General features: G+C 69.2%; 17 protein-coding genes. 8 read left to right on the top strand and 9 right to left on the bottom strand.

What is annotated here, in order from left to right; translation table 11 throughout:
- Window positions 1-60: 60 nt before the first annotated feature.
- Window positions 61-1,851 (bottom strand): hydantoinase B/oxoprolinase family protein, encoded by a 1,791-nt coding sequence (locus LIV37_RS44950; protein WP_020873719.1) that lies wholly within the window; start codon window positions 1,849-1,851, stop codon window positions 61-63.
- Entirely contained in the window at window positions 1,848-4,016 is a 2,169-nt protein-coding gene (locus LIV37_RS44945; protein ID WP_020873718.1) for a hydantoinase/oxoprolinase family protein, read from the bottom strand. The genes LIV37_RS44950 and LIV37_RS44945 overlap by 4 nt, the downstream gene beginning before the upstream one ends.
- Window positions 4,017-4,166: 150 nt before the next feature.
- Between LIV37_RS44945 and LIV37_RS44940 the strand changes: the two genes are divergently transcribed.
- The 6 genes from LIV37_RS44940 to LIV37_RS44915 all read left to right on the top strand — a co-directional run bounded on the left by LIV37_RS44940 (window position 4,167) and on the right by LIV37_RS44915 (window position 12,235).
- On the top strand, window positions 4,167-6,401 hold the full coding sequence (locus tag LIV37_RS44940) for an acetate--CoA ligase family protein (protein WP_121826615.1): 2,235 nt from the start codon (window positions 4,167-4,169) through the stop codon (window positions 6,399-6,401).
- Window positions 6,398-7,591 (top strand): thiolase C-terminal domain-containing protein, encoded by a 1,194-nt coding sequence (locus LIV37_RS44935; RefSeq protein WP_020873716.1) that lies wholly within the window; start codon window positions 6,398-6,400, stop codon window positions 7,589-7,591. The genes LIV37_RS44940 and LIV37_RS44935 overlap by 4 nt, the downstream gene beginning before the upstream one ends.
- Before the next feature lie 101 nt (window positions 7,592-7,692).
- Window positions 7,693-8,457 carry a hypothetical protein gene (locus LIV37_RS44930; RefSeq protein ID WP_020873715.1) on the top strand — a complete coding sequence of 255 codons (765 nt, stop codon included), beginning with the start codon at window positions 7,693-7,695 and terminating at the stop codon, window positions 8,455-8,457.
- Window positions 8,454-9,626 carry a thiolase C-terminal domain-containing protein gene (locus LIV37_RS44925; protein ID WP_202979702.1) on the top strand — a complete coding sequence of 391 codons (1,173 nt, stop codon included), beginning with the start codon at window positions 8,454-8,456 and terminating at the stop codon, window positions 9,624-9,626. Before LIV37_RS44930 ends, LIV37_RS44925 begins: the two co-directional genes overlap by 4 nt.
- Complete coding sequence (locus tag LIV37_RS44920; protein WP_020873713.1) at window positions 9,623-10,045, top strand: Zn-ribbon domain-containing OB-fold protein; 423 nt, start codon at window positions 9,623-9,625, stop codon at window positions 10,043-10,045. Before LIV37_RS44925 ends, LIV37_RS44920 begins: the two co-directional genes overlap by 4 nt.
- 87 nt (window positions 10,046-10,132) lie before the next feature.
- The gene (locus LIV37_RS44915) at window positions 10,133-12,235 is read left to right on the top strand and encodes a SpoIIE family protein phosphatase (RefSeq protein ID WP_121826616.1); all 2,103 of its coding nucleotides are present in this window, start codon (window positions 10,133-10,135) and stop codon (window positions 12,233-12,235) included.
- Between the two features lie 57 nt (window positions 12,236-12,292).
- Here the strand turns inward: LIV37_RS44915 and LIV37_RS44910 are convergent, their stop codons facing one another.
- Entirely contained in the window at window positions 12,293-13,213 is a 921-nt protein-coding gene (locus LIV37_RS44910; RefSeq protein WP_020873711.1) for a TIGR03621 family F420-dependent LLM class oxidoreductase, read from the bottom strand.
- A gap of 201 nt (window positions 13,214-13,414) precedes the next feature.
- On the opposite strand from LIV37_RS44910, the gene LIV37_RS44905 reads away from it, so the two are divergent.
- Window positions 13,415-14,953 carry an AMP-binding protein gene (locus LIV37_RS44905; protein WP_020873710.1) on the top strand — a complete coding sequence of 513 codons (1,539 nt, stop codon included), beginning with the start codon at window positions 13,415-13,417 and terminating at the stop codon, window positions 14,951-14,953.
- Here LIV37_RS44905 and LIV37_RS44900 read toward each other — a convergent pair.
- From LIV37_RS44900 to LIV37_RS44885, 4 genes are read right to left on the bottom strand one after another with little or no spacing between them, the layout of a single operon-like run.
- Window positions 14,929-15,714, bottom strand: a complete 786-nt coding sequence (locus tag LIV37_RS44900; protein WP_020873709.1) for a MaoC/PaaZ C-terminal domain-containing protein — start codon at window positions 15,712-15,714, stop codon at window positions 14,929-14,931. The genes LIV37_RS44905 and LIV37_RS44900 overlap by 25 nt on opposite strands.
- Window positions 15,715-15,761: 47 nt before the next feature.
- Window positions 15,762-16,760, bottom strand: a complete 999-nt coding sequence (locus tag LIV37_RS44895) for a phosphotriesterase family protein (protein WP_020873708.1) — start codon at window positions 16,758-16,760, stop codon at window positions 15,762-15,764.
- A complete protein-coding gene (locus tag LIV37_RS44890; protein ID WP_158635004.1) occupies window positions 16,757-17,596 on the bottom strand; it encodes an SDR family NAD(P)-dependent oxidoreductase in 840 nt (279 codons plus the stop codon). The genes LIV37_RS44895 and LIV37_RS44890 overlap by 4 nt, the downstream gene beginning before the upstream one ends.
- A 41-nt stretch (window positions 17,597-17,637) precedes the next feature.
- The gene (locus LIV37_RS44885; protein WP_202979703.1) at window positions 17,638-18,816 is read right to left on the bottom strand and encodes an LLM class flavin-dependent oxidoreductase; all 1,179 of its coding nucleotides are present in this window, start codon (window positions 18,814-18,816) and stop codon (window positions 17,638-17,640) included.
- Window positions 18,817-19,164: 348 nt separating this feature from the next.
- On the opposite strand from LIV37_RS44885, the gene LIV37_RS44880 reads away from it, so the two are divergent.
- Window positions 19,165-19,938, top strand: coding sequence for a TetR/AcrR family transcriptional regulator (locus tag LIV37_RS44880; protein ID WP_020873705.1), 774 nt, complete (start codon window positions 19,165-19,167; stop codon window positions 19,936-19,938).
- A 28-nt stretch (window positions 19,939-19,966) separates the two neighbouring features.
- Here LIV37_RS44880 and LIV37_RS44875 read toward each other — a convergent pair whose 3' ends face one another.
- Window positions 19,967-20,734: a glucose 1-dehydrogenase gene (locus LIV37_RS44875; protein WP_274596710.1), complete on the bottom strand. Its 768-nt coding sequence runs from the start codon at window positions 20,732-20,734 to the stop codon at window positions 19,967-19,969.
- A gap of 48 nt (window positions 20,735-20,782) precedes the next feature.
- Window positions 20,783-21,853, bottom strand: coding sequence for a thiolase family protein (locus LIV37_RS44870; protein ID WP_020873703.1), 1,071 nt, complete (start codon window positions 21,851-21,853; stop codon window positions 20,783-20,785).
- Window positions 21,854-22,030: the final 177 nt, after the last annotated feature.

The raw sequence follows: 22,030 nt of genomic DNA, 5'->3' as shown, positions 1-22,030 counted from the left end.
ACAGGAAGTCAGAGGGATGCGATATCGCGGCCCCGATCACGGGGCCGCGACAAGGGAATTTCAGTTCTGGGCCACGGCCGGTCGGTTCGCTTCCGGCACATGGGCACGCAGGCGGGCTCGGCGCTGTTCGGTGGCCGCGCGGTCGATCTCTTCTCCGGCCCAGACCAGCCCGTACACCTCGGCGGCGGCCTGCCGGGACACCTTGCCGGCGGCCACGTCGGCCAGTACCTCGTCGACCGGCCGGTCCTCGGGACAGCCGACGCCTCCGCCGCCGGTGGTTTCCACAACGAATGCCTGGCCCGCCACGAACGGTTCGTTGTTGACCTTCGACTCCAGGCGCTCCCTGCCACCGTCCGGGGCCAGCCGGTAGAAGCCGCCAGGAGTGCCGGGATGACCACCGTCGCGGCCGGGCGGACCATTGCGCAGCCGGTCGCCGCGGGTGGTGATGTCCGCGTCCGCCCTCAGCCGGAAGACCGTACGGGTGCCGAGGCCGCCGCGCCAGCGGCCGGGACCCCCGCTGTCGGTGAGGTACTCAACGCTCTCCACGACGATGGGGCAACGGTTCTCCACCGGTTCGACCTGGGGCACCGAATTGCGTCCCAGACCGAAGTGGACGCCCGTGGCGTCCGGCCCGTCCTTGCCGTGGCGGGCGCCGACACCCCCGTAGTCGTAGGCAAGGTGAATCCAGTACGGGGCGTTGCGGGCGGCCATGCTGAAGGGCTGGAGGATGCCGGATGCCGCGATGGCCTTGTCCGGCACCGCGTCCGACAGCGCCTGGAACACCGCTTCCATGGCCGCGTAGGCGGGGAGGAATCTGCCGCCGCACGGGTAGGGGGACTGTGCGTTGAGCAGCGACCCGACGGGGAGCCGCACGTCCAGGGCGCGCAGGCATCCGTCGTTCATGGGGATCGTCGGGTCGAGGAAGCACCGCACGGCGAAGACCACGGCCGCCAACGACTGCGACAGGCTCGCGTTGACGGCCGCCGGGGCCTGCGGGTCCGTGCCGTCGAAGTCGAGCACGACCGATCCGTCGGTGACGGTGACCGCCACCTGGACGGTATGGGTTCGGCCGGGGTGGATGCCGTCGTCGTCGATGGCATAGGAAGCCCGGAAGGTTCCGTGCGGCAGCGCGGCGAGGGCGGCACGGGTCCGCTCCTCGGTGTGGCGCAGATAGCCGAGCACCCCCTCGTCGAATGCCTGGGGCCCGTGCTCGGTGATCAGTGCCTCGACCCGGGTGGCCGCCGTGGTCGCGCCGGCGATCAGCGCCTGCACATCACCGAGCACCTTGTCGGGGGTCCGGCTGTTCAGCTGAAGGATCCGCGTGATCGGGAGTTCCAGCCCATCGGCGGTGGCGACTCGTACCGGTGGGAGTTGCAGACCCTCCAGGAATATCTCCGTGGCCAGGGAGGCCATGCCCCCGGCGGAGGCGCCGCCGATGTCCGAGACATGGATCAGCGTTCCGGTGAAGTACCGTACGGCGCCGTCGACGAAGACGGGGCGGAACACCAGCAGGTCGTTGGTGTGAATGCCGCCGCGGTACGCGTCGTTCATCACGAACACATCGCCGGGACTCATGGTGTCGGCGGGGATGTCCTCCAGCAGATGGGGAACCGCCACAGACAGTGCCATGCTGTTCATCAGCGTGGTCGCCACCGAGTGGGCGATCAGCCGACCCTCGGCGTCCAGGATCGCGGCGGACGCGTCGGATCCCTCCACGACGAAGGTCGAGTAAGCCGAGCGAACGACCACGATGCTGGCTTCCTCGGCCGCCACGGCCAGGGCGTTGCGCAGGATCTCGGCGGTCAGGGCGTCGGCGGCGGGCCGCACAGCGGCGGGCGGCATGGTGGTCATGACATGTTCCCCTGGGATGTCGACGTGGTCGCTCCGGCGGCGTCTTCGGCGGTGTCCGCACTCAGCACGAGGTTGAACTCCTCGTCGACCGAGGCGTTCCAGCCCGGCGGGACGACGACCGTCGATTCGTGGTCCCCCACGATCGCCGGGCCGGACAGCCGGTGGCCCGGGCCGAGGCGTCCGCGCTCGTACACCGGGGTGTCCTGGTAGCCGCCGGACTCGGGAAACCACACCGGACGGATCGAACTCGGCGCGCCGCCCTGGGCGACGGTTTCGGGCCTCCGTCCCAGTGGCACCTTCTCCACCGACCTGGTGACCCGCACCCGCAGGCTGACGAGCTCGACGGGGCCGGTCATGGCGATGCCGTACGCCTCCTGGTACCGGGCGGTGAATTCCCGGCGCAGCCTGTCCATGGCCTTCGCGTCGACGGGCTCGGTCGGCATCGCGACGGTCAGCTCGTGCGCCTGTCCGCTGAACCGGACGTCCGCGGAGCGTTCGACCCGCGTGCCGGGATCTCCCAGCCCGACGTCGAGGTCGCCGGAGGCGGAGGCGGCGAGCTCGGTGAAGACGCGTTCGAGCTCCGTGAGATCCGCGTCCTGCGCGGACACCACATGTGTCAGCACTCGGTCCGTGCTCAGATCGGCGGCGAGCAACCCGACCGCCGAGCCCACGCCGCACGACGGGGGCACGATCACGGTAGAGATGCCGAAACGCTCCGCGACCCGCGCCGCGTGCATCGGTCCCGCACCGCCGAAGGCCACTACGGCGAAGCCCCGGGGATCGATGCCGCGCTGGACCGTCACCACATGGACGGCGGAGCCCATGGTGGCGTTCGCCAGGTCATGGACGGCGTGCGCCGCGACGGCGCGATCCACTCCGAGCAGCCCGGCGAGCCGCTGGTCGATCGCCTTCTCGGACAGTTCGGGGGCGAGCGCCATGGTGCCGCCCGCGAAGGACGACGGATCCAGATATCCAAGGACCAGATTGGCGTCGGTGACGGTCGGTTCCGCGCCGCCCAGACCGTAGCAGGCGGGTCCGGGAGCGGAACCCGCCGAGCGCGGCCCGACGTGCAGCACGCCGCCGTCGTCCACCCAGGCGATGCTGCCGCCTCCCGCGCCCACCTCGGCGAGGTCGATGGCCGGAACCTTGATGGGCACCCCGGTTCCGGCGCGGCGTCCCCCGAAGCTTCCCTTGCCACCGACGCTGAACTCGCGTGTGATGTGGGGACGTCCGCCACGGACGACACATGCCTTGGCGGTCGTGCCTCCCATGTCGAAGGAGATGACGTCGGGGTGCCCGGCCGCCGTGCCGGTGAAGCTCGCGGCCAGGACACCGGCCGCGGGACCCGACTCGATGGTGGCCACGGCCCGGCGACCGGCCAGGTCGGCGGACATGACGCCACCGCCGGACTCCATCACCTGCACCCGGGCGGCCACGCCGAGTTCGGCGAGACGGTCCTGCAACCTCGTGAGGTAGCGGGTCATCACGGGGCCGACGTACGCGGACATCAGCGTCGTCGTCGCCCGCTCGTATTCACGGATCTCCGGCCATATCTCGCTGGACATCACGACCGTGGAGCCTGCGGGCAGCACCTGCCGGAGAATCTCGCAGCTTCGGCGTTCATGAACTGGGTTGGCGTAGGCGTGGAGCAGACACACCGCCACGGCCCGGATCCCGCGTGCGCGGATCTCCTCGGCGACCTGGCGCACCGCGTCCTCGTCGACGGGCCGCAGCACGCGGCCACCGCTGTCGACGCGCTCCGGTACTTCGAAGCAGTCCTTCGCCGGTACGGGGGGAACGGGTGGATCGAAGTAGAGGTCGTAACGGTCCTCCTCGACCCGGGCGTAGCGGCCGAGCGGGAGCAGGCTGCGGAATCCCGCGGTGGTCACATAGGCGACGCGTTCGCCTCGCCGTTCCAGGATGGCGTTGGTGGCGAGGGTCGTCGCGTGTACGGCGCGGGTGATCTGCTGAGGTTTGACACGGGCCTCGCGCAGGGCGGCGGTCACCCCGCTGATGATTCCCTCGGTGGGGTCGTCGTGCGTGCTCAGGCACTTCGCTACGGCGACCTGGCCCTCGGGGCCCGCGAGAACCACGTCGGTGAACGTACCGCCGACGTCGAATCCCAGCGCATAGCCCCTGGTGTCCGGTTTGTGGAGTCCAGGCATGTCGCTCAGACTAGGATTTGAACAAGCGCTTGTCTACGCTTCGGCCGTCACCACCTCCATAATTACCCACCAAGCACTTGCTTGCTAGCCTGTCGCATGGCAGACCGACTCACCAAACGATCCGCACAGCGGCCGCAGAAGGAGATGCGCATGACGCCCCCGACGGCTCCCGATGCCACCACCCGCAAAGCACCCGCCGCTTTTGATCCATTGCCCGACCGGGACCGGCCTGGCCGGGGACACGTTCCGGAACCCGTGGTCAAGTCGATGCTGCGTCGGCATGGCATCCACACTCCGCGTGGCGCCGTGATCACCATCACCGATCAGGCCGTTCCGGATGCCGGCCTGGCCGAGGCCGCGGCGGACCTGCGCGCCCCGGTCGTGCTCAAGGCATGGGGGCAGGGGCTTGTGCACAAGAGCGATGTCGGCGCTGTCCGCCTCGGTCTCGACGCGGATTCCGTGGCCGCCGCCGGCACCGACATGTGGCAGCGGCTGCACGCCGCTGGACTCCCGCCTCATGGGTGGCTGGTCGAGGAGCAGCACCCCAGCGGTGTCGAACTCATCGTGGGGGTAGTGCGGGACGAGAGCTTCGGCCACGTTGTCCTGCTCGGACTGGGCGGCATCGCCACGGAAATGCTGGATCTCACCGCCCTGCGCGTGGCGCCCCTCTCCCCCGCCGACGCACAAGCGCTGGTGGAGTCCTTCCCCGGGGCGCCTCTGCTCACCGGCAGCCGCGGGAGGCCACCGGCGGACCGGGACGCCCTCGTCTCGCTACTGCTCGCGATCGCCGGAGAGGGAGGCGTCATCGACGAGCTCGGGGGGCGGCTGGCCGAGTTCGAATGCAATCCGGTGGTCGCGACCGCAGACGGGGTGGTGGCACTGGACGCCCGGCTCACCATGGTGTCCAGCCCGCTCGGCGCACGGCCGGCGCCGGAGGTCGGCACCGACTTCAGTCGGTTGTTCGCACCGCGCGGTGTCGCGGTGGTCGGCGCGTCAGCCAACAAACCGGGTTTCGGCAACAGGTTTCTCGCCGCGTACCGCGGCATCGGCCGGACGAACGACCTGTACGCCCTGCACCCATCAGCCACCGAGATCGACGGCGTATCCGCGTATCCCTCGCTGGACACCATCCCGGGCAGCGTCGACTACCTGGTGGTCGCCGTGCCCGCCGCACGCGTCCCGGAAGTGGTCGAGTCCGCGGTGGGCAAGGTGAAGTTCATCCACGTCATCACGGGCGGGTTCGGGGAGATGGGCACCGCGGGCAAAGACCTCGAAGACCGGCTCGTGGCGACCGTGCGAGGAACAGACACCCGTCTGCTGGGACCTAACTGCCTCGGCGTGTTCAGCCCCGCCGGGCAGCAGACCTTCACACTCGGATCACCCCGTGAGCCCGGTACCGTCTCGGTCGTCTCACAGAGCGGAGGGCTCTCCGGCGACCTGGTCACCGCCGGTGACCGCCGTGGCATCCGGTACGCCAAGCTGGTGAGCATCGGCAACGCGATCGACGTCAACCACGCGGATCTCGTCGAGTGGCTGGTGGACGACGCGGACACCGAGGTCATCGGCCTCTACCTGGAAGGCGTGAAGGACGGGGACCGGCTGCTGCGCGCCCTGCGGCGGGCGTCCGGACGCAAACCGGTCGTCGTGCTGACGGGGGGAAGCAGCCGACAGGGGGCCCGCGCCGTCTCCTCTCACACCGGCTCCATGGCCGGAGCGCCGAAAGTCTGGCAGGCAGTGGCCGAGGCGACGGGGATCAGCCTGGTGCACACCCTGGACGATCTGCTGGGGACCCTCGGGTACCTCCAGCGGTATGCCCACCGAGCCCACACGCCGGAAGGAGCCGAGGGGCTACTGGTGGCCGGGCTCGGCGGCGGGGCATCTGTGCTCGCCGCGGACGCCGCCGACCGCGCCGGGCTCACCATCACACCGCTGCGCCAAGAGTTGCGGACGCGACTGCGCGACCTCGGCTACGGCGCCGGCACGAGTGTCGCCAACCCACTGGAGATCCCGATCGGTCCCGCGTCCCCCGTAGACATCCTGCGAGACGCGCTCGAACCCGTGCTGGGCGAGGGCGGACAGCCATATGCCGATGTGCTGGTCCACGTCAACGTCGCCGCCTACTTCAACTACGGCACAGCGGGCCTCACCCCGCTCCTCGACGCGCTCGGCTCCCTTCTGCAACGCGGCTTCCCACAACGTGTCGCGCTCGTTCCCCGCAACCTGGATATCGCCCCGCCGACCGACCAGGAGAGGCTGTCCGCGTTCGCGGAACGCAACGGGCTTCGGATGTTCCGCTCGTTCGACGAGGCAGCGGTGGCGATTGGCGCGGCGCAGCGCTTCGACCGGTATCGACCGGCCACCGGCCCCGCCGGAGCGCGTCCTTGAGCAGCGGACCGGTGAGCGGCGGGCAGACGGCCTGGCGGCGGCAGTCCTTCTCGGGGAAGGCGGCCATCACCGGTGTGGGCATGACCGAGCTTTCCCGGGACTCCGGCACTTCGGTGCTCGCTCTCGCCCGCCAAGCATGCCGGGCGGCCATCGACGACGCCGGACTGACCGCCGGGGACGTGGACGCGGTGCTCAGCTACCACCTCGACGACTCCGTTCCCGTCGGCTACCTCGCTTCGGCCCTGCGCCTGCCGGATCCGGTATGGAGCAACGAGTTCTACGGAGGCGGCACCCAGTGTGCGTCGATCCTCGCGGACGCCGCGATGCTCATCGACTCCGGAACAGCACGGGCCGTTCTTGTCTACCGCGCCCTCAATGGCCGCTCCGGCAAGCGGATGGGGCAGACCGCGCTGCGCATCGGCGCGGGAGCCGAAGCGCAGTTCTCACTGCCTCACGGCATGTTGGGGCCGGTCCATCTGTTCGCGCTGGCCGCCCAGCGGTGGATGTACGAAACGGGTGCCACCGAAGCGGATCTGGCGGCAGTAGTCCGCCACTCCCGCCGCCACGCCTCGCGCAACCCCCGAGCGGTCTTCCGCGAACCCCTCACACTCGACGACTACCTCGCCACGCCCCTTGTCGCCACACCGCTGCGCCGTGTGGACTGCTGTCTGGAGAGCGACGGCGCGGTGGCCCTCGTGGTCGCCCGGACGGATGTGGCGGACTCCACCCGGCCGGGCAGCCCCCGCGTACACACCGTGGTGCGCGGCGGCGGGCCGGGGACCTCCGAAATGGACCGGGCGCCGGATGTCGAGCGGCTGTTCTCCTCCTACCTCGCCGCTCCGCTGTACGCACGGGCGGGCATGTCCCCGCGCGATATCGATCTCGCTCTGATCTATGACGCGTACTCCTGGGTCGTTCCGGTACAGCTGGAGGACTTCGGTCTGGTGTCCCGCGGAGAGGCCGGCGCGTTCTTCCGGGACGGCGGGGCGGACGACGACGGGCGTCTCCCGGTCAATCCGCACGGCGGCTTGCTGTCCGAGGGATACGTGCACGGGCTCAACAACATCGCCGAGGCGGTGCGCCAGTTGCGGGGCGAGGCGGTGGCGAACCAGGTGCGCGATCCCTCGGTGGCGTTGTGCACCGGGTTCGGCGGAAGTCTGGGCAGCGCGGCGATCCTGGTCCGGCCATAGTCGCGGACGACGCATTGACCGGGCGGCCGCACGACAATTAACCTCCCAAGCAAGCGCTCGGTTGAATAATCGAGTCGATCCCCATCCTCAAGGAGCCCGGCATGCGGCGCGGCATCTATCTGCTCGAAGAGGTCCAGTTCCACCCCATGAACTCGCAACGGCCACTGAAGTACCTGGAGTGGCTGACCGCTTACAAGCGCGAGGACGAAGCGCTGGAGAGCGGTACATCCGTACTCACCACATCCCAGTCGGTGCGTTCCTCCGACATCGACCTCGTCGGCGCCTTCTACGCCGTGGGCATCACCGGTCACACCCAGTTCAAGGCCGTCACACTCTGGGACTGCCGTGGCGGCTGGGACGGCGGCTGGCGCCAGATGATGGAGATCTACGATGACGTCAAGCCGGAGTTGTTCCTGTCGCAGATCGACGATCTGCGGTGGAGCGCCTTCTCCCGGCCGCTCGGCGCGGTAGCCGGAAGTCCCGCTCTCGCCGACATCGTCCAGGAGGGCTACCGGGCGCCGTTCTTCCTCTTCGAGTCCGCCCAGGTAAAGCCCGGCGCCGCCCATGACTACCTCGCCGCGGTGCGGGAGGAACGCGCTCCTGTCATGGCGGAGCACGGCCACCGCCTAACCGGTCTGTACGAGGTACTGCTCAGCGACACAGAGGTGGTAACGGTCTGGGGAACCGACCTCGACGCGCATCTAGCCCTCCAGCGCGCCCGAGACGCCGCGCTCGGTCTGGACGACGAGGTGAAGGGGGACGACCGGCTGCTGAAGTGGAACAAGCGCGCCCGCGAATTCCTGGACGGCCCGTGGCGGGAGACGCTGCTCGCCGCCTTCCCCGGCTCCAAGCTCGCCCCGCGGTGACCGTGCCCGGACACGGCCTGCGTGACCGCACCGCCATCACGGGCGTCGGCTGGACCCCGTACTCGAAGAATTCCGGGGTCAGCACGCTGGAGCTGGCGCTGCGCGCGATCAGCGCCGCGCTGTCGGACGCGGGCCTTGGGCTGCGGGACATCGACGGCCTGGTCACTCACTCAGTGGGCGACTCGGCACCCGCCGCCGCGGTGGCGGCCTGCCTCGGCGTCCGCGATCCACGGCTGCTGCTCGACCTGAACGGCGGCGGCAGCATGTCCTCGGCCGCTGTCGGCGCCGCCGCGACGGCGGTGGCGGCCGGCCAGGCGGAGACCGTCGTCGTGTGGCGGTCGCTCAACGCACGGTCCGAGTTCCGCATGGGCGGAACCGGACGTGCGGCTCCCACCCTCGTCGAATTCCAGTACCAGGTGCCTTACGGCCTTCTCGCACCACCCCAGCAGTACGCCCTCATCGGCCGTGCCTACCTGCAACGCAGCGGAGCGTCGTCCGAGGACCTCGGTCGCGTCGCGATCAGCCAGCGGGCACACGCCGCGCTCAACGATCGGGCACTCATGCGGGCCCCACTGACCATGGACGAGTACCTGGGGTCGCGATGGATCGCCGAACCGCTGCGGCTGTACGACTGCTGTCTGGAGACCGACGCCGCCATCGCCGTCATCGTGACCTCCGCCGAGCGCGCCCGCGATCTGCTCCATCCGCCGGTGCTGATCAGCGCGGCGGCCACCGGTGGTGGCCACAGTTACTTCTCCGACGGATACGCCGACCTGTCCACCAGCGCGGCGCGGACGATGGCTCCCCGCCTGTTCGCCGCCGCCGGAATCGGCCCGCGCGAGATCAGCGTGGCCGAGCTGTACGACGCCTTCACCCCGCTGGTCCTGATGCAGCTCGAGGACTACGGCTTCTGTGCCCCCGGGCAAGCCGCACCGTTCGTGGCCGCGGGAGAGACCGCGCTCGGTGGCACGCTGCCGGTCAACACCCACGGCGGCCATCTGTCCGAGGGATATGTTCATGGCCTCAACCACGCCGTCGAGGCCGTACTGCAACTGCGCGGAGTGGCAGGGGCACGGCAGGTGCAGGGCGCCGAAACCGCGCTGGTCACCGGCCAGCCCGGCTATGTATCCGGGGTGACCTCGGCCCTGGTCCTCAGGAGGGACTCATGAACCGCCCCGTCCCCGACCGTGACTCCGCACCGTGGTGGCAGGCGCTGGCCGAGCACCGGCTGATCCTCCAGCGCTGCGACGGGTGCGGGCTGCTTCGCTGGGCGCCGCGGGCCATGTGCAACGGCTGCGGCAGCTTCGCGTGGACCTGGGAAACGGCGGACGGCCGGGGCACGGTGGCCAGCTGGACCGTCTGCCACCGCGCGCTGCAACCCGGTCGTCAAGTGCCCTATGTCGTGCTGCTCGTCCGGCTGGCCGAGGGTGACGATCTGATCCTGCCGGGCGGATGGAACGGACCGCAGGACGGCGCCGGGTTGCACATCGGACTGCCGGTCGTGGCGGAATACCACGACCTCAGGTATGACGACGAGGACGCGCACGCTCACCGTGCGTCACTATTGACGTGGCGCCCGACCGGCTGACCAGTGGCGAGGACCGGGCACTCTTCCAGCGGCGCGATCGCGAGCAGTCCCTGTAAGGTGTTTGTGAAGAGTGCGGCGAAGAATGAGATGAGTCCAGCCAGCCGGGACGACAGGTACGTTCCTCCCCTTCCGAGCGACGCTGTCAGGGGCGCGGCGATCGTGCTGGACGGGCGCGGGCGGGTCCTGGCGTCGACACCGGCGTTCGAGAGACTCCTCGGATATCAGGCCGAAGAACTCGGAGGACTTCCCGCCCATCGCCTGTGGGCGGACCAGGAGGCATTCGCCACCGCACTGGCAGCCGCCCGCACAGATCCGTCAGTCATCCACCCCGCTACCCTGCGCAACCATGACGGGCACCTGGTGACGGCCTCCATGCACATCCTCCCGCTGGTAGCCGCCGCGACGACGGAAGCCACGGGCCGTTGCCTGGTGCTGGTCCATCCGGAGACGGGGGTCGCGTCCGCCTCCCGTCCGGATGAGCGGAACTGGCGGACTCACCGCAATCTGGATCTGCTCCGTGCCGCGGTCAGTATCGAGCCGTCCTCGGATGCGGCACGGATCGTCACAGAACTCGCGGCTCTCCTTGCCGCCGATTTCGCCGATGTGGTGGCGGTAGACCTCGCCGAGGCCGTGCCGCAGGGAGACGACATCCCAGCCGTCACGCGTTTCGGGGAACTGCATCTGCGCAGGATGGCCGCTGTGCGGCGCGGCGGCGGGTGGCCCGCCAAACTTTCGGTCGAGGGCGCCGAGACCCCCACCGTTCCGGACTTCCCGGAGCTGCGCCTGCTCCAGGAGGGGCACGGCGTTCTGATCAACGACATCGACGCACTCAAGGCGTCACTCGGCCACGACCCCGGCCTGGTCCAGTCGGTGATTCCCGAAGGAACGCATTCGGGGCTGAGTGCTCCGCTGTACGCCCGGGGCCTGCTGCTGGGCGCGATCACCGTGTGGCGCACGCGGTGGCCTACCACGCCGTTCGACGGCGACGACCTCGCCCTGCTCGAGCAGATCGCCGCCTCCGCCGCGCTGAGCCTGGACAACACCCGTCGCTCCCTCCGGGAGCGCCACGCCGCCACCGCGCTGCGGAGCAGCCTGCTGCCCCGCTCCGTCGCCGAGAGCACGGCGGCGGAAACCACCGGCATGCATCTGCCTGCGTCCCCGGGAACCGGTGTCAGCACCGACTGGTTCGACGTCATTCCCCTCCCCGGCCTGCGCATCGCCTTCGTCATAGGGGACGTCGTCGGACACGGCATCCACGCGGCGGCGACGATGGCCAGAGTGCGCACCGCGGTGCAGACCCTGGCCGACCTGGACCTCGACCCCGATGAACTGCTGACTCACCTGGACGATCTGGTCACCGGGCCGGCCGCGGACCGCGGAGCGGAGTCCGGCTCGGACACGGACGTCCTCGGTGCCACTTGCCTGTACGGCGTGTACGACCCGGGGACGCGCAAGTGTGTTCTCGCCAGTGCCGGACACCCTCCTCCCATCGTCGTGCGACCGGACGCCACGGCTCGCTTCGTGGACCTCGTTCCCGGTCCGCCACTGGGCGTGGGCGGGATGCCGTTCGAACCCGCCGAATTCGAGCTCGAGCCGGGGAGTGTGCTGGCGTTCTACACCGACGGCCTCGTGGACTTCCCCACGGGCGACATAGGACTCGGTATGGAGCGACTGCGTCACTGGCTGAGCACCCATGCCGCCCCTGGTTGCAACCTCGACCATGTCGGCCGCGACGCGTTCACCGAGCTCCTGGACACGACCCGTCCCGATGACGCCGCCGTACTCCTGGCCCGTACCCGGGCCATCCCGGCACATGACATCGCCTCCTGGGAGTTCCCCGCGGACCCGTCCGTGGTCATACGGGCGCGAGAGCGGGTCACCCGGCAACTGGCCAACTGGCGGCTCGATCATCTGGCCTTCACCACCGAACTCGTGGTGAGCGAGCTGGTCACCAACGCCATTCGGTATGCGAGTGGGCCCATCGGGCTGCGTCTCATCCGCGACCGGGTGCTGGTGTGCGAGGTCTCCGACCCCAGCAACAGCCAGCCGCGGCTGCGCCGGGCGCGCAGCACCGACGAGGGTGGACGCGGGCTCTTCCTCGTCGCACAGCTCACGGACCGCTGGGGAAGCCGGTACACACAGTCGGGGAAAACCATCTGGACGGAGCAGTTCCTGGGCGCGGAGCGGTGACGCCCTCCCGATCGCGTCACCGCCTCAGGGCGTTCCAACGACGCCCCCGCCCGTTCCTCACGTACCCGCGAGCGCGGCGACGACCGGGATGAAGGCGTCGAGGTCCTTGTCGTTGTGCAGTACGAAGTACGAGAGGCCGTGTTCGTCACGCCAGTAGCGCAGCTTCTCGACGATCTCGTCGAGCCCGCCGACCAGCACCTGCGGGGTCTCGCTCTGCTGGGAGGTATTGGCGTAGCTCCACTCCTCCTTCTTCACCCCCACACCGAGCTGCTGAACGCTCGTCCCCAGCTCGATCCGGTCGAAGCGCTCCCCCGCGGCTTCCCTGACAATGTCGATCTTCTTCAGGAAGGCGGCGAGCCCGCCGTCCCGTTGGTCGGGGCCGGAGCCATCTGCCTTGACCTGCAGGGCGAAATTGATGGAGTCGGCTTCGGCGGCGGCGAACCGCAGCATCCGCGGCCCGCCACCGGGGAAGAGCAATCGGGGGTGCGGGCGCCGGACCGGGCGTGGTTCCTGGTCGAGCTCATCGATCCGGTAGTACTGGCCCCGGAAGGAGAAGGGGCCTTCGCCCCAGAGTCCCTTGAGTATCCGCACCGCCTCCTGGAACCTTTCGAAGCGCACCTTGGGGGGGTCGAAAGCCACGCCCGAGCGGTCGTAGTCCTGCCGCAGCCAGCCGGTGCCGAGTCCGAGGTCGAGCCGACCGTCAGAGAGCACGTCGAGGGTCGCTGCCTCCTTCGCGAGGGCTACCGGATGGCGGTAGTCGTTCGAGAGCACCAGCGTGCCAACCCGCAACGTGGTCGTGGCGGCAGCGGCGGCGGCCATGGCCGGCAAGGGTGCGAAACGTGGACCGATGAAGTGGTCCGGGACCAGCAGTGCCGAGAAACCGGAATCCTCCAGCAGCCGGGCCCGCTCGGCCCATGCCTTGGCGGAATCCGTCTGCCGGACCACGGCGGCGAATCGGAAGGGGCGATGTCCTGCCACTGCGTCTCCTTCGGGGTGGGGAAGACGCCCGATCCCGTGCCCGTACAGGTTTCGGCACCTGCTCCTGGGGCGGCGGGCATATGAGCGCGTCCTCTTCAGCGATCGGGCCGCTTCATGCTACTTGAACTATCGCTTGGTTGATAAGACTATCGAGGCCCGGACCTCGGTAGATCGAGGCCCGGACCTCGGGAGGGTGAAGAGATGAATCAGCAGCACACGCTCAGCCTCGGCGACATCGCGCGGGAGAACCGACGCGGCCGTCCCCAGGCCACGGCCGTGGTCGACGGCCAGGTGCGCTTGACCTACACGGCCTTGGATGACCGCGTCAACCGGGTGGCGAACGCCCTGGCCGCCCAGGGCGTCGCGGCCGGCGACAGGGTGCTCTGGGCGGGGCAGAACTCCTTCCGGGTGCTGGAACTCCTGCTGGCCTGCGCCAAGCTCGGAGCGATCCTGTGCCCGGCGAACTGGCGGCTCGGCGGAGCGGAACTGGCCTTTGCCCTGGACGACCTGCGTCCGCGCCTCGTGATCTGGCAGGAAGCGGAACTCGGCCCACGCCTGGCCGAGGCGCGGCAGCTGGCGGAACACCGGCCGACCCGCTGGATCCAGCACGACGGGACCGGCCCGGACTCCTACGAGGAGTGGCTCCGGAGCGCCCCGGACATCGACACCGAGGCGGAGATCGACCCCGCCACACCCGTTCTGGCCCTCTACACCGCGGCGTTCGACAGCCGACCCAACGCGGCCCTCATCAGCCAGCAGGCCATTCTCACCCACAACATCGCGCTGGCCCTGCAACGTCAGATCGAGCCGGGCTTCGTCTATCTGAACTCGGGCCCGCTTTACCACGTCGGCACCCTGATGTTCTGCACGGCGACCTTCCACCTAGGCGGCACCAATGTCTTCATGCCGTGTTTCGACGCGGTGTCGGCGTGTGCCCTCATCGAGGCGGAGCGATGCCAGTCCGCCCTGCTCTTCCCCCAGATGGTGGACGAACTGGCGAAGGCCAACGCCGATCGCCGGTACGACATCAGCAGTCTCCAGGTCACCCCCGGGGACGACGCCTGGAATGCCATGGTCTCCGTGGACAACAGCCCCTGGGGCCGGGCGCTGGGCGGCTACGGCCAGACGGAGGTGGCGGGCATGGCCACCTACAACGGCCAGGGCATCGGGGGGATCGGCAGCCACGGCCGCCCGTCTCCCTTCCTGCAGGTGCGCATGGTGGATGAGAGGGGCGATGAGGTGCCGACGGGCGAGGTCGGTGAGATCGTGGCCCGTGGTCCACATGTGATGAGCGGCTACTTCGACCGCCCCGGACTCAACGCCGAGCGACAGCGAGGCGGATGGCATCACACTGGCGACCTCGGGCGCCGCGAGGCCGACGGCACGATCACCTTCATCGGCTCCCGTGGACGCGTGATCAAATCCGGCGGCGAGAACATCTACGCGGCGGAGGTCGAGCGCACGCTCCGCGAGCACCCGGGGGTGGCCGACGCGGCCGTCATAGGCGTACCCGATACCCGCTGGGGCCAGAGTGTGAAGGCCATCGTGACACGCACGCCGGGCTCCGGAGCGAGCGAGGCCGACATCATCGAGCACTGCCGCACACTCATCGCGTCCTACAAGAAGCCGCGGACAGTGGTGTTCGCCGAGGCGATCCCGAAGCGGGGATTCATGACCGACTACGACCTGCTCGACGCCGAGTACGACGGCGGCGGTTACCCGGGATCTGCAGCGCCCTGAGGGCTGTAAACGGCGGACCCCGCGTTTAGCACCGTCGCCCCCGCGGCCTGGGCCGTGAACGCGATCGCACCGTCTCCGCCACGGCGGCAGGACAGTGCGATCGTGTCCCCGGGTCGCACGGGCGCGGTGAACCGTGCGCGCAGTGAGGCGAGTTCCCAGGGGCGAGCCCCCGCCGCCTCCGCAACTTCGCGAGCCGCGATACCGAGCGTGCACAGTCCGTGCAGGATGACGCCGGGAAGGCCGGCGGCGTGAGCCGCTTCCGGGTCGATATGGATCAGGTGGCGGTCGCCGGTGAGCCGGTACAGTGCAGCCTGCTGGGTCGAGGTGGCGTAACTGCCGGACCACACGGGACCGACCGGGGCCGGGTTATCGGCCCGGACAGCCGAGGGGCCGCGTTCGCCGCCCCAACCGCCCTGCCGAGGCAGGAAGATCGAGTATCCGGCCGTGAAGTGATCGCACTCGGCCACCACCTCCAGCACCGCGGCGCTCCCCTTGTCCCATACGGCCGCCACACGCCCGTGGACATCGATGTCGCCCTCGGGCGGCAGCGGCTTGTGCACGTTGAGGGTCTGGGCTCCGTGCAGGGCGTCCTGAGGCCGGAAGGCGCCGAGCGCTCCGGCGGCGTCGGCGACCCAGAGCCCCAGGACCAGGCCGTAGGTCGGCAGAACACGCAGGTTACGTTCGAAGACCAGGTCGAGCTGGTCCGCGGGGGTTCCGACCGCCAGGGCATAGAGGATGGCGTCCTCCTCCCGGTACGCCATCCTCCGTGTCCCCAGATCGGCTCCCACGAGGTCCGCCAGAGCCACGCTCAGTAACCCCCGTCGTGCGAGAAGATCCGCCGCGGGTTCTCCACCATCATCTGGTCGATCTGCTCTTGGGTCACCCCGCGCTCCAACAGTGCCGGGACCACGTCCTGGGGGATGTGCGTCCACCGCCAGTCGGGATAGAGCTCCCTGCGGCGCACCGGATCGGACATGTCCGAGAAGCAGGAGGTGTCGTGGGAGAGGACCATCTTGTCGGCGTGGCCGCGTCGGCACATCTCCGCGACGATCTCGACCCGTTTGCCGAACGGGACGGTATCGAGCCCGAAGCGGTCCATCCCCAGGTAGGATCCCGCCGCGATGAGTTCCTCGAGGTATCCGTAGTCGTCCGTGTCACCGGAATGACCGATGATCACGCGGCTCAGGTCGACTCCTTCGTTGGCGAAGACTTGTTGCTGGTCCAGCCCGCGCCGGAGCCCGGCGTGAGTGTGCGTCGTGATCGGCGCACCCGTGCGGCGGTGTGCTCGGGCCACTGAACGCAGGACACGCTCGACGTCCGGGGTCAGACCGGCCGCATCGGTCACGCATTTGAGGATCGCCGCTCGCACGCCGGTGCCGGTGACGCCCTCCTCGATGTCCCGGACGAAGAACTCGTACATCCGGTCGGGGCCCCCGGCCGGTGTGCCGGGGCCTCGGTAATGGAAGTACACCGGCAGGTCGTGCAGGACGTAGGCACCCGTGGCGACGACGATGTTGACGTCCGTCTGCTCCGCGACCCGTTTCACCCGCGGGACGTAGCGTCCCAGCCCGATCACGGTGAGGTCGACGATGGTGTCGATGCCGTTCGCCTTGGCGTCGGCGAGTTTCTTCAGCGCCGCCTCGATCTGCGTTTCCTCGTCCCACTGTTCCGGATAGTCCGGCCAGTTCTGCTGGATCTCGGGACTGGTCACGAAGATGTGCTCGTGCATCAGCGTGGTGCCGAGCCGGGACACCGGGACTGGTCCGCCGGCGGTCGCCACCACCGGTTCATCGGTGTTCTGCGTCATGCGCGGTTTCGCCCTTCTTGATGGCCGACGGCGTCCGGATGGACGATGTGAGACTGCGCGTGCCAGGGCTGATGGGCCTGGAAGCCGCCGTCCGCGATGATCGTCTGGCCGTTGATGTACTTGCTGGCGTCGGAGGCGAGGAAGAGGATGACGGACGCGATGTCTTCCGGCACCGCGAAGTCCGGTACCAGCAGATTGTCGTGATAGGCCGACAGCTTCTCGCCATCGAGGTTCTGCCTGGCCGTGGGGCTGAGAATGAGCCCGGTGGCCAGCGCGTTGCAGCGAATGCCGTCTTTGCCATGAGTGGTGGCTGTCGAGCGCGTCAGCGAATACTTGGCCGCCATTGACGCCGCGTAGGCGACATGCACCACGTCGCCACTGAAGCCGGACGTCGAGCCGACGTTGACGATGGAACCGCCGCCACCGCGCAGCATCAGCGGAATGGCGTGCCGGATGCCGTAGGTGGCACCGTGCAGATTGACATCGAAGGTACGCGCCCAGACCGCTTCGGGAGTGGAGACCACGTCGAGGTCCGCGCCCTCGATGTCGCGGTTGTACGCCACGGCGTTGTTGACCAGAATGTCCAGTCGGCCGAACGCAGCCTCCGTCTCCTGAACCGAACGTGCGACATCCGGCTCCTTGCCGACGTCCGCCACGACGAGGCGCACCTCGCCGCCGACCGCTTTTACCTCGTCAGCGACGTAACGCAGGCCCGCGGCGTTGATGTCCACGATCGTGACGGCGGTACCCCGCTCGGCGAACGCGAGCGCGGTGGCCCGTCCCACGCCCTGCGCGGCCCCGGTCACGAGCGCCACCGCGCCATGAAGATCAGGCATATGGCTCCCTCTTCGTCCATCTCCGGTCGGGTACGGCATCGTCATCGCGTGCCGTCGCCGGAGCGGCGCGTCTCCTCGTACCGCTCCCGCGCGCGGGCGCCGGCGGCGGCCAGGTCGCGCTGGAACTCCGGCTCGCCGGCGTGGAAGGTGTTCCAGTTCTCCAGCCGACGTCGGTTTGAATCCTGGAAGTGGGGCATGACCTCCCGGGCGAACACCTCCAGGGACTTCAGGGTGTCGTCGTGATCGGCCCAGTCCTGCACCATGATCAGGAACTTGCCGAAACCGCCGGACAGCTCCCGCAACCGTTCGATGTGCTCGATGACGTCCTCAACCGAGCCGATGCACCCCATCCCGGAGGCACGGAAGACATCGAGCTTGGGTGCGTCCGGCGGCAGTCCGGCCTCGTTGAGAACGGAGGTCAGCACGCTGGAGTCGCGGAAGAAGTAGCCGCCGGCGTCCTCGATCGCGTATGAGACCTGGTGTTCGGCCTGCGCACGGGTGGGGGCCACATGGATCGGGCTCACCAGCCGCCAGTCGGCACGGTCCGGAGCCGGATGGCCGGCCGCCGCCAGTTGCTCCTCGTAGATCCGCCAGTGCTCCGCAAGCACCTTCTGGCCGGCCGGGGTACCGGCCGCGAGTGCGATCATCGGCAGGCCGAGACGCCCGGCGAGCCGTGGGCCGGAGGGCGAGGCCACAGCGGTCACCGCGACCTCCGGACGCGGCCTGGTGTAGGGAAGCATCTGGAGTTGTGCACGGCGGAGTTCGAACCAGTCCGTCTTGCGGTCGATGGTGCCCTCGTCCTGCAAGAGAGCGAGGATGGCTTCGAGTGACTCCTCCATGCGCTCCCGCAGGGAGGAGTAGTCGAGGCCCATCATGGACGCGTCGGAAGGAAGGGCCCCCGGGCCGACGCCGAGCGTCACCCGCCCGCGGGTCAGGTGGTCGAGCAACACAAGCCGTTCGGCGACCATGAGCGGGTGGTGATAGGGCAGGGACACCACACCAGTGGCGAGCCTGATGTGCTTGGTACGCTCGGCCGCAGCGGCGATGAACACCTCGGGGCTGCCGATGATCTCCCAGCCGCTCGAATGGTGCTCGCCGATGAAGGCCTCATCGAATCCGAGTTCGTCCAGCCTCTGGATCATCTGGAGATCCCGCTCAAGGTCCCATGTCGGATTCCCCGACGGCTTGTGCAACGGCCCCAGGAAAATCCCGAACTGCATTCTGCTACGAACGTTTGCGCCCATGTGCGGAGGGCTCCCCTCATTGATGTCCCTGGGGCTTTCCGGACCCCGCGCCGGGCACGCTTCAGGTGACCTGCGGCTCGTTCCTGACCGGGCGAGGGGCCGAAGACATCGCCACCGGCGGAACAACCCGCCGACTCGACGACATAGCAAGCATTTGCTTGGTAGCGTTTCAGTGAGGGACTGCGCTGTCAAGACCGCTGACCACAGGCTCCAAAGGAAGCAGCCGTGGTCAGTGCCGACGGACCGGACCTCTACCCCAGCAAGTGCTAGGTATCATCGCCGTGCAGTCGCCGCCCGGCCGACGTGCCTCGAGGAATTGGACCGATGACCATGACCAAGCCACCGTCCGCCCAACGGACTCGCACGGCGGGGCGCCGACGCGCCGCCGACACCTCCGCTCGGAGGCAGGACATCATCGATATCGCGGCGGATCTCTTCGCGACACGTGGCTATCGGTCGACGACGGTTCGGGAGATCGGCGACGCGGCGGGAGTGCTGTCGGGCAGCCTTTACCACCATTTCGACTCCAAGGAGACCATCCTCCATGAGCTGGTCTCGGGCTATCTGAAGGAGATCGGGGACCGCTACCAGGAGATCAGCGACAGGTCGCTGGAGCCGGCGGAGGCGATCCGGCAGCTGATCACCGCCGCCTTCTCCTCCCTCCATGCGCACCGCGCCGCCGTCACCGTCATCCAGAACGAGCGGGAGCAGTTGAGCGAACTGCCTCGCTTCGCCTACCTCGACGAGGAAGAGCGCCGGACGCAGCGCCTGTGGGTCTCGGTCCTCCAGGAAGGCATCTCCAGCGGTGTCTTCCGGGCCGGTCTCGATCCCGATACGGTCTACCGCTTCATCCGGGACGCCGTGTGGGTCTCCGTCCGCTGGTACCGGCCGGAGGGCCCGCTGACCGAAGAGGCGCTGGCGGATCAGTATCTCTCGGTCATCCTGCACGGCCTGCTCGACAGCGACACCGAAAGGGTCCCCGAGAAGCCGAAGCGCGCCCCCGCGAAGCGCACGAGTACGGCGAAGGCGAAGAAGACGACGGCCACGAAAAAGACGACGACCGCGACCCGGACCCGCACATCGCGGGCAGACGGCTGACCCGTTCGCGTGCGGCCGGGGGCCTCAATCATCCGCCCCGGCCCGCGACGGTCCCTCCGTCCACGACGAACTCGCCTCCGTTCACGTACGAGGCGCGATCGGACGCGAGAAAGAGCACCAGCTCCGCCACTTCCCGCGGTTCCCCGAACCGCCTGAGTGGTGACGGTCCCGCGGTGTTCTGCTCCTTGGCACGCTGAACGACGCCGGCGAGCATCGGTGTGCTCACGGCGCCCGGGTAAACGGAGTTGACCCGGATTCCGTGCGGTCCGAGTTCCAGCGCGGCCGTCCTGGTCAGTCCCCGCAACGCCCACTTGGAGGCGCCATAGGCGGCATGCTCCGGGAAAGCCGTCATACCGGCCGTCGAGGAGATGTTGACGATCGTCCCTCCCCCGGCCTCACGCAGGACCGGCGCCACGGTTTGGATGCCGAGGAACGGCCCGATCAGATTGACCCGGTAGAGCCGCTCGAAGCGCTCGACGGTCTCCTCCAGGAGGGGTCTGGTGCTGTATGTCCCCGCGTTGTTGACCAGGATGTCGAGGCGTCCGAAACGGTCGAGCGCGCTGCTCACCACGGCCCGCCAGTGTGCCTCCAGGGTCACATCGTGGTGGACGAAGAGCGCGTCGTCGCCCAATTCCGTCGCCAGCGCCGCGCCTTCCTCACCGAGGACATCGGTGAGGACCACTGCGGCACCCGCCGCGTGCAGGAGCCTGGCCTCGGCTGCCCCCATGCCACGGGCCGCTCCGGTGACCAGTGCCACCCGGCCGCCGAGTTCTCCGGCTCCATCCGTTCGTCTCACCGTTCACTCCCTCGTTGTGGTGCCGTATCTCTGGTGTCACGACGACGCCTACACGCTGATCAACAGTCCCTCGCACTGCCCGTCCTCCGCGCGGACGGCCACCGCACCGGCCCCGCCCCCGCGCCGCCGCAGCTCGTATGCCAGCGTCAGCACCATGCGCGCACCCGACATGCCGATCGGATGCCCGAAGGCCAGCGCCCCACCGTTCACGTTGACCCGCTCCAAGGGGACGCGAAGTGCTCTCGCGGCCTCGGCCGCAGCCCCGGCCGACTCCTCGTGGATCTCCAAGAGCACGAGGTCCGGAACATCGAGCACGCTGTCGCGCCGCAGAGCATCGCGCACCGCAACCGCCTCAGGTGCGGACCGGGCTCCACCCGCCGACGTACCGTAAGCACCGATCGAGGCCAGGGGAGGCGGACCCAGACTCCGCGCGCGGGCAGGGCTCATCACGACGACGGCCGCCGCGCCGTCCGCGGGCGACGGCCACCCCCGCGGAAGGGCAACACGCCCGCTCAATGCCTCGTCCCGGTCCCGGATCACCCCGGCCCCGCGCCCTCCCGCCGGGGCCACCGGCATGGACACGATTTCCTCACCCAGCCGGCCGGCCGCGTAAGCCGCCAGGGCGCGTCGGCGCGACTCCTCCCCAAGCTTCTTCCGCTCCCCGCGAGGCAGCGGCGACGGGCTCAGTCCCCATGGCTCGGTCACCGCCGCGACGGCGATCGGCCCACCGCGACGCGGGCGTGGGAGCAGCTGCGGCGCGGCGCTCGACGACTCCATTCCGCCCGCCACCACGACGCCGCACTGACCTGTGCTGACCAGCACCGCCGCGAGCGAGATGGCCTGCAGTCCCGAGAGGCCGAGCGTGTTCAGCGTGGTGGCGGGCACCCCCAGCGGGATACCCGCGCGAGCTGCCGCCAGACGGGCCGGATTGGGTCCGGCCCCCGCCTGCGCGGCCATACCCATGACCACCGCGTCGACGTCACCGCCGTCCAGCCCTGCCCGGCGGACGGCCTCCCGGATGACAACGGCGCCGAGCCGGCACACCGAGGCGTCGGCGAAGAACCCCCCGGTCGTACCGACTGCGGTGCGACATCCCGATACCACGACTGCATCAGGCATGCGGACCTCCTCACGGCCGGCCGGACGACGGCACACTCAGAGGTGCACGGGCGCCAACGGTGCCGACGACCTCAGTTCCGTTTCCCTCCGGCATCTCGGAGATTACGTGCGATCACCTGATCGAAACAAGTGATAGATCCTGATCTTCTGCCGACGCGCCGAGCGAGGCTTCGGGCG

Origin of the sequence: Streptomyces rapamycinicus NRRL 5491 (genome assembly GCF_024298965.1) — a bacterium.
GTDB classification, from domain to species: Bacteria; Actinomycetota; Actinomycetes; order Streptomycetales; family Streptomycetaceae; genus Streptomyces; species Streptomyces rapamycinicus.
The sequence above is the reverse complement of the archived record's forward strand: the minus strand, read 5'-3'. Positions and strand labels throughout refer to the sequence as shown.

Bases quoted from the DNA above. Each gene is read 5' to 3' on its own strand.
- LIV37_RS44895 (WP_020873708.1), bottom strand. From the start codon at position 16,760: ATGACGCAGAACACCGATGAACCGGTGGTGGCGACCGCCGGCGGACCA.
- LIV37_RS44915 (WP_121826616.1), top strand. From the start codon at position 10,133: ATGAGTCCAGCCAGCCGGGACGACAGGTACGTTCCTCCCCTTCCGAGC.
- LIV37_RS44890 (WP_158635004.1), bottom strand. From the start codon at position 17,596: ATGCCTGATCTTCATGGCGCGGTGGCGCTCGTGACCGGGGCCGCGCAG.
- LIV37_RS44920 (WP_020873713.1), top strand. From the start codon at position 9,623: ATGAACCGCCCCGTCCCCGACCGTGACTCCGCACCGTGGTGGCAGGCG.
- LIV37_RS44905 (WP_020873710.1), top strand. From the start codon at position 13,415: ATGAATCAGCAGCACACGCTCAGCCTCGGCGACATCGCGCGGGAGAAC.
- LIV37_RS44870 (WP_020873703.1), bottom strand. From the start codon at position 21,853: ATGCCTGATGCAGTCGTGGTATCGGGATGTCGCACCGCAGTCGGTACG.
- LIV37_RS44880 (WP_020873705.1), top strand. From the start codon at position 19,165: ATGACCATGACCAAGCCACCGTCCGCCCAACGGACTCGCACGGCGGGG.
- LIV37_RS44940 (WP_121826615.1), top strand. From the start codon at position 4,167: ATGACGCCCCCGACGGCTCCCGATGCCACCACCCGCAAAGCACCCGCC.
- LIV37_RS44930 (WP_020873715.1), top strand. From the start codon at position 7,693: ATGCGGCGCGGCATCTATCTGCTCGAAGAGGTCCAGTTCCACCCCATG.
- LIV37_RS44885 (WP_202979703.1), bottom strand. From the start codon at position 18,816: ATGCAGTTCGGGATTTTCCTGGGGCCGTTGCACAAGCCGTCGGGGAAT.
- LIV37_RS44900 (WP_020873709.1), bottom strand. From the start codon at position 15,714: ATGGCGTACCGGGAGGAGGACGCCATCCTCTATGCCCTGGCGGTCGGA.
- LIV37_RS44950 (WP_020873719.1), bottom strand. From the start codon at position 1,851: ATGACCACCATGCCGCCCGCCGCTGTGCGGCCCGCCGCCGACGCCCTG.
- LIV37_RS44945 (WP_020873718.1), bottom strand. From the start codon at position 4,016: ATGCCTGGACTCCACAAACCGGACACCAGGGGCTATGCGCTGGGATTC.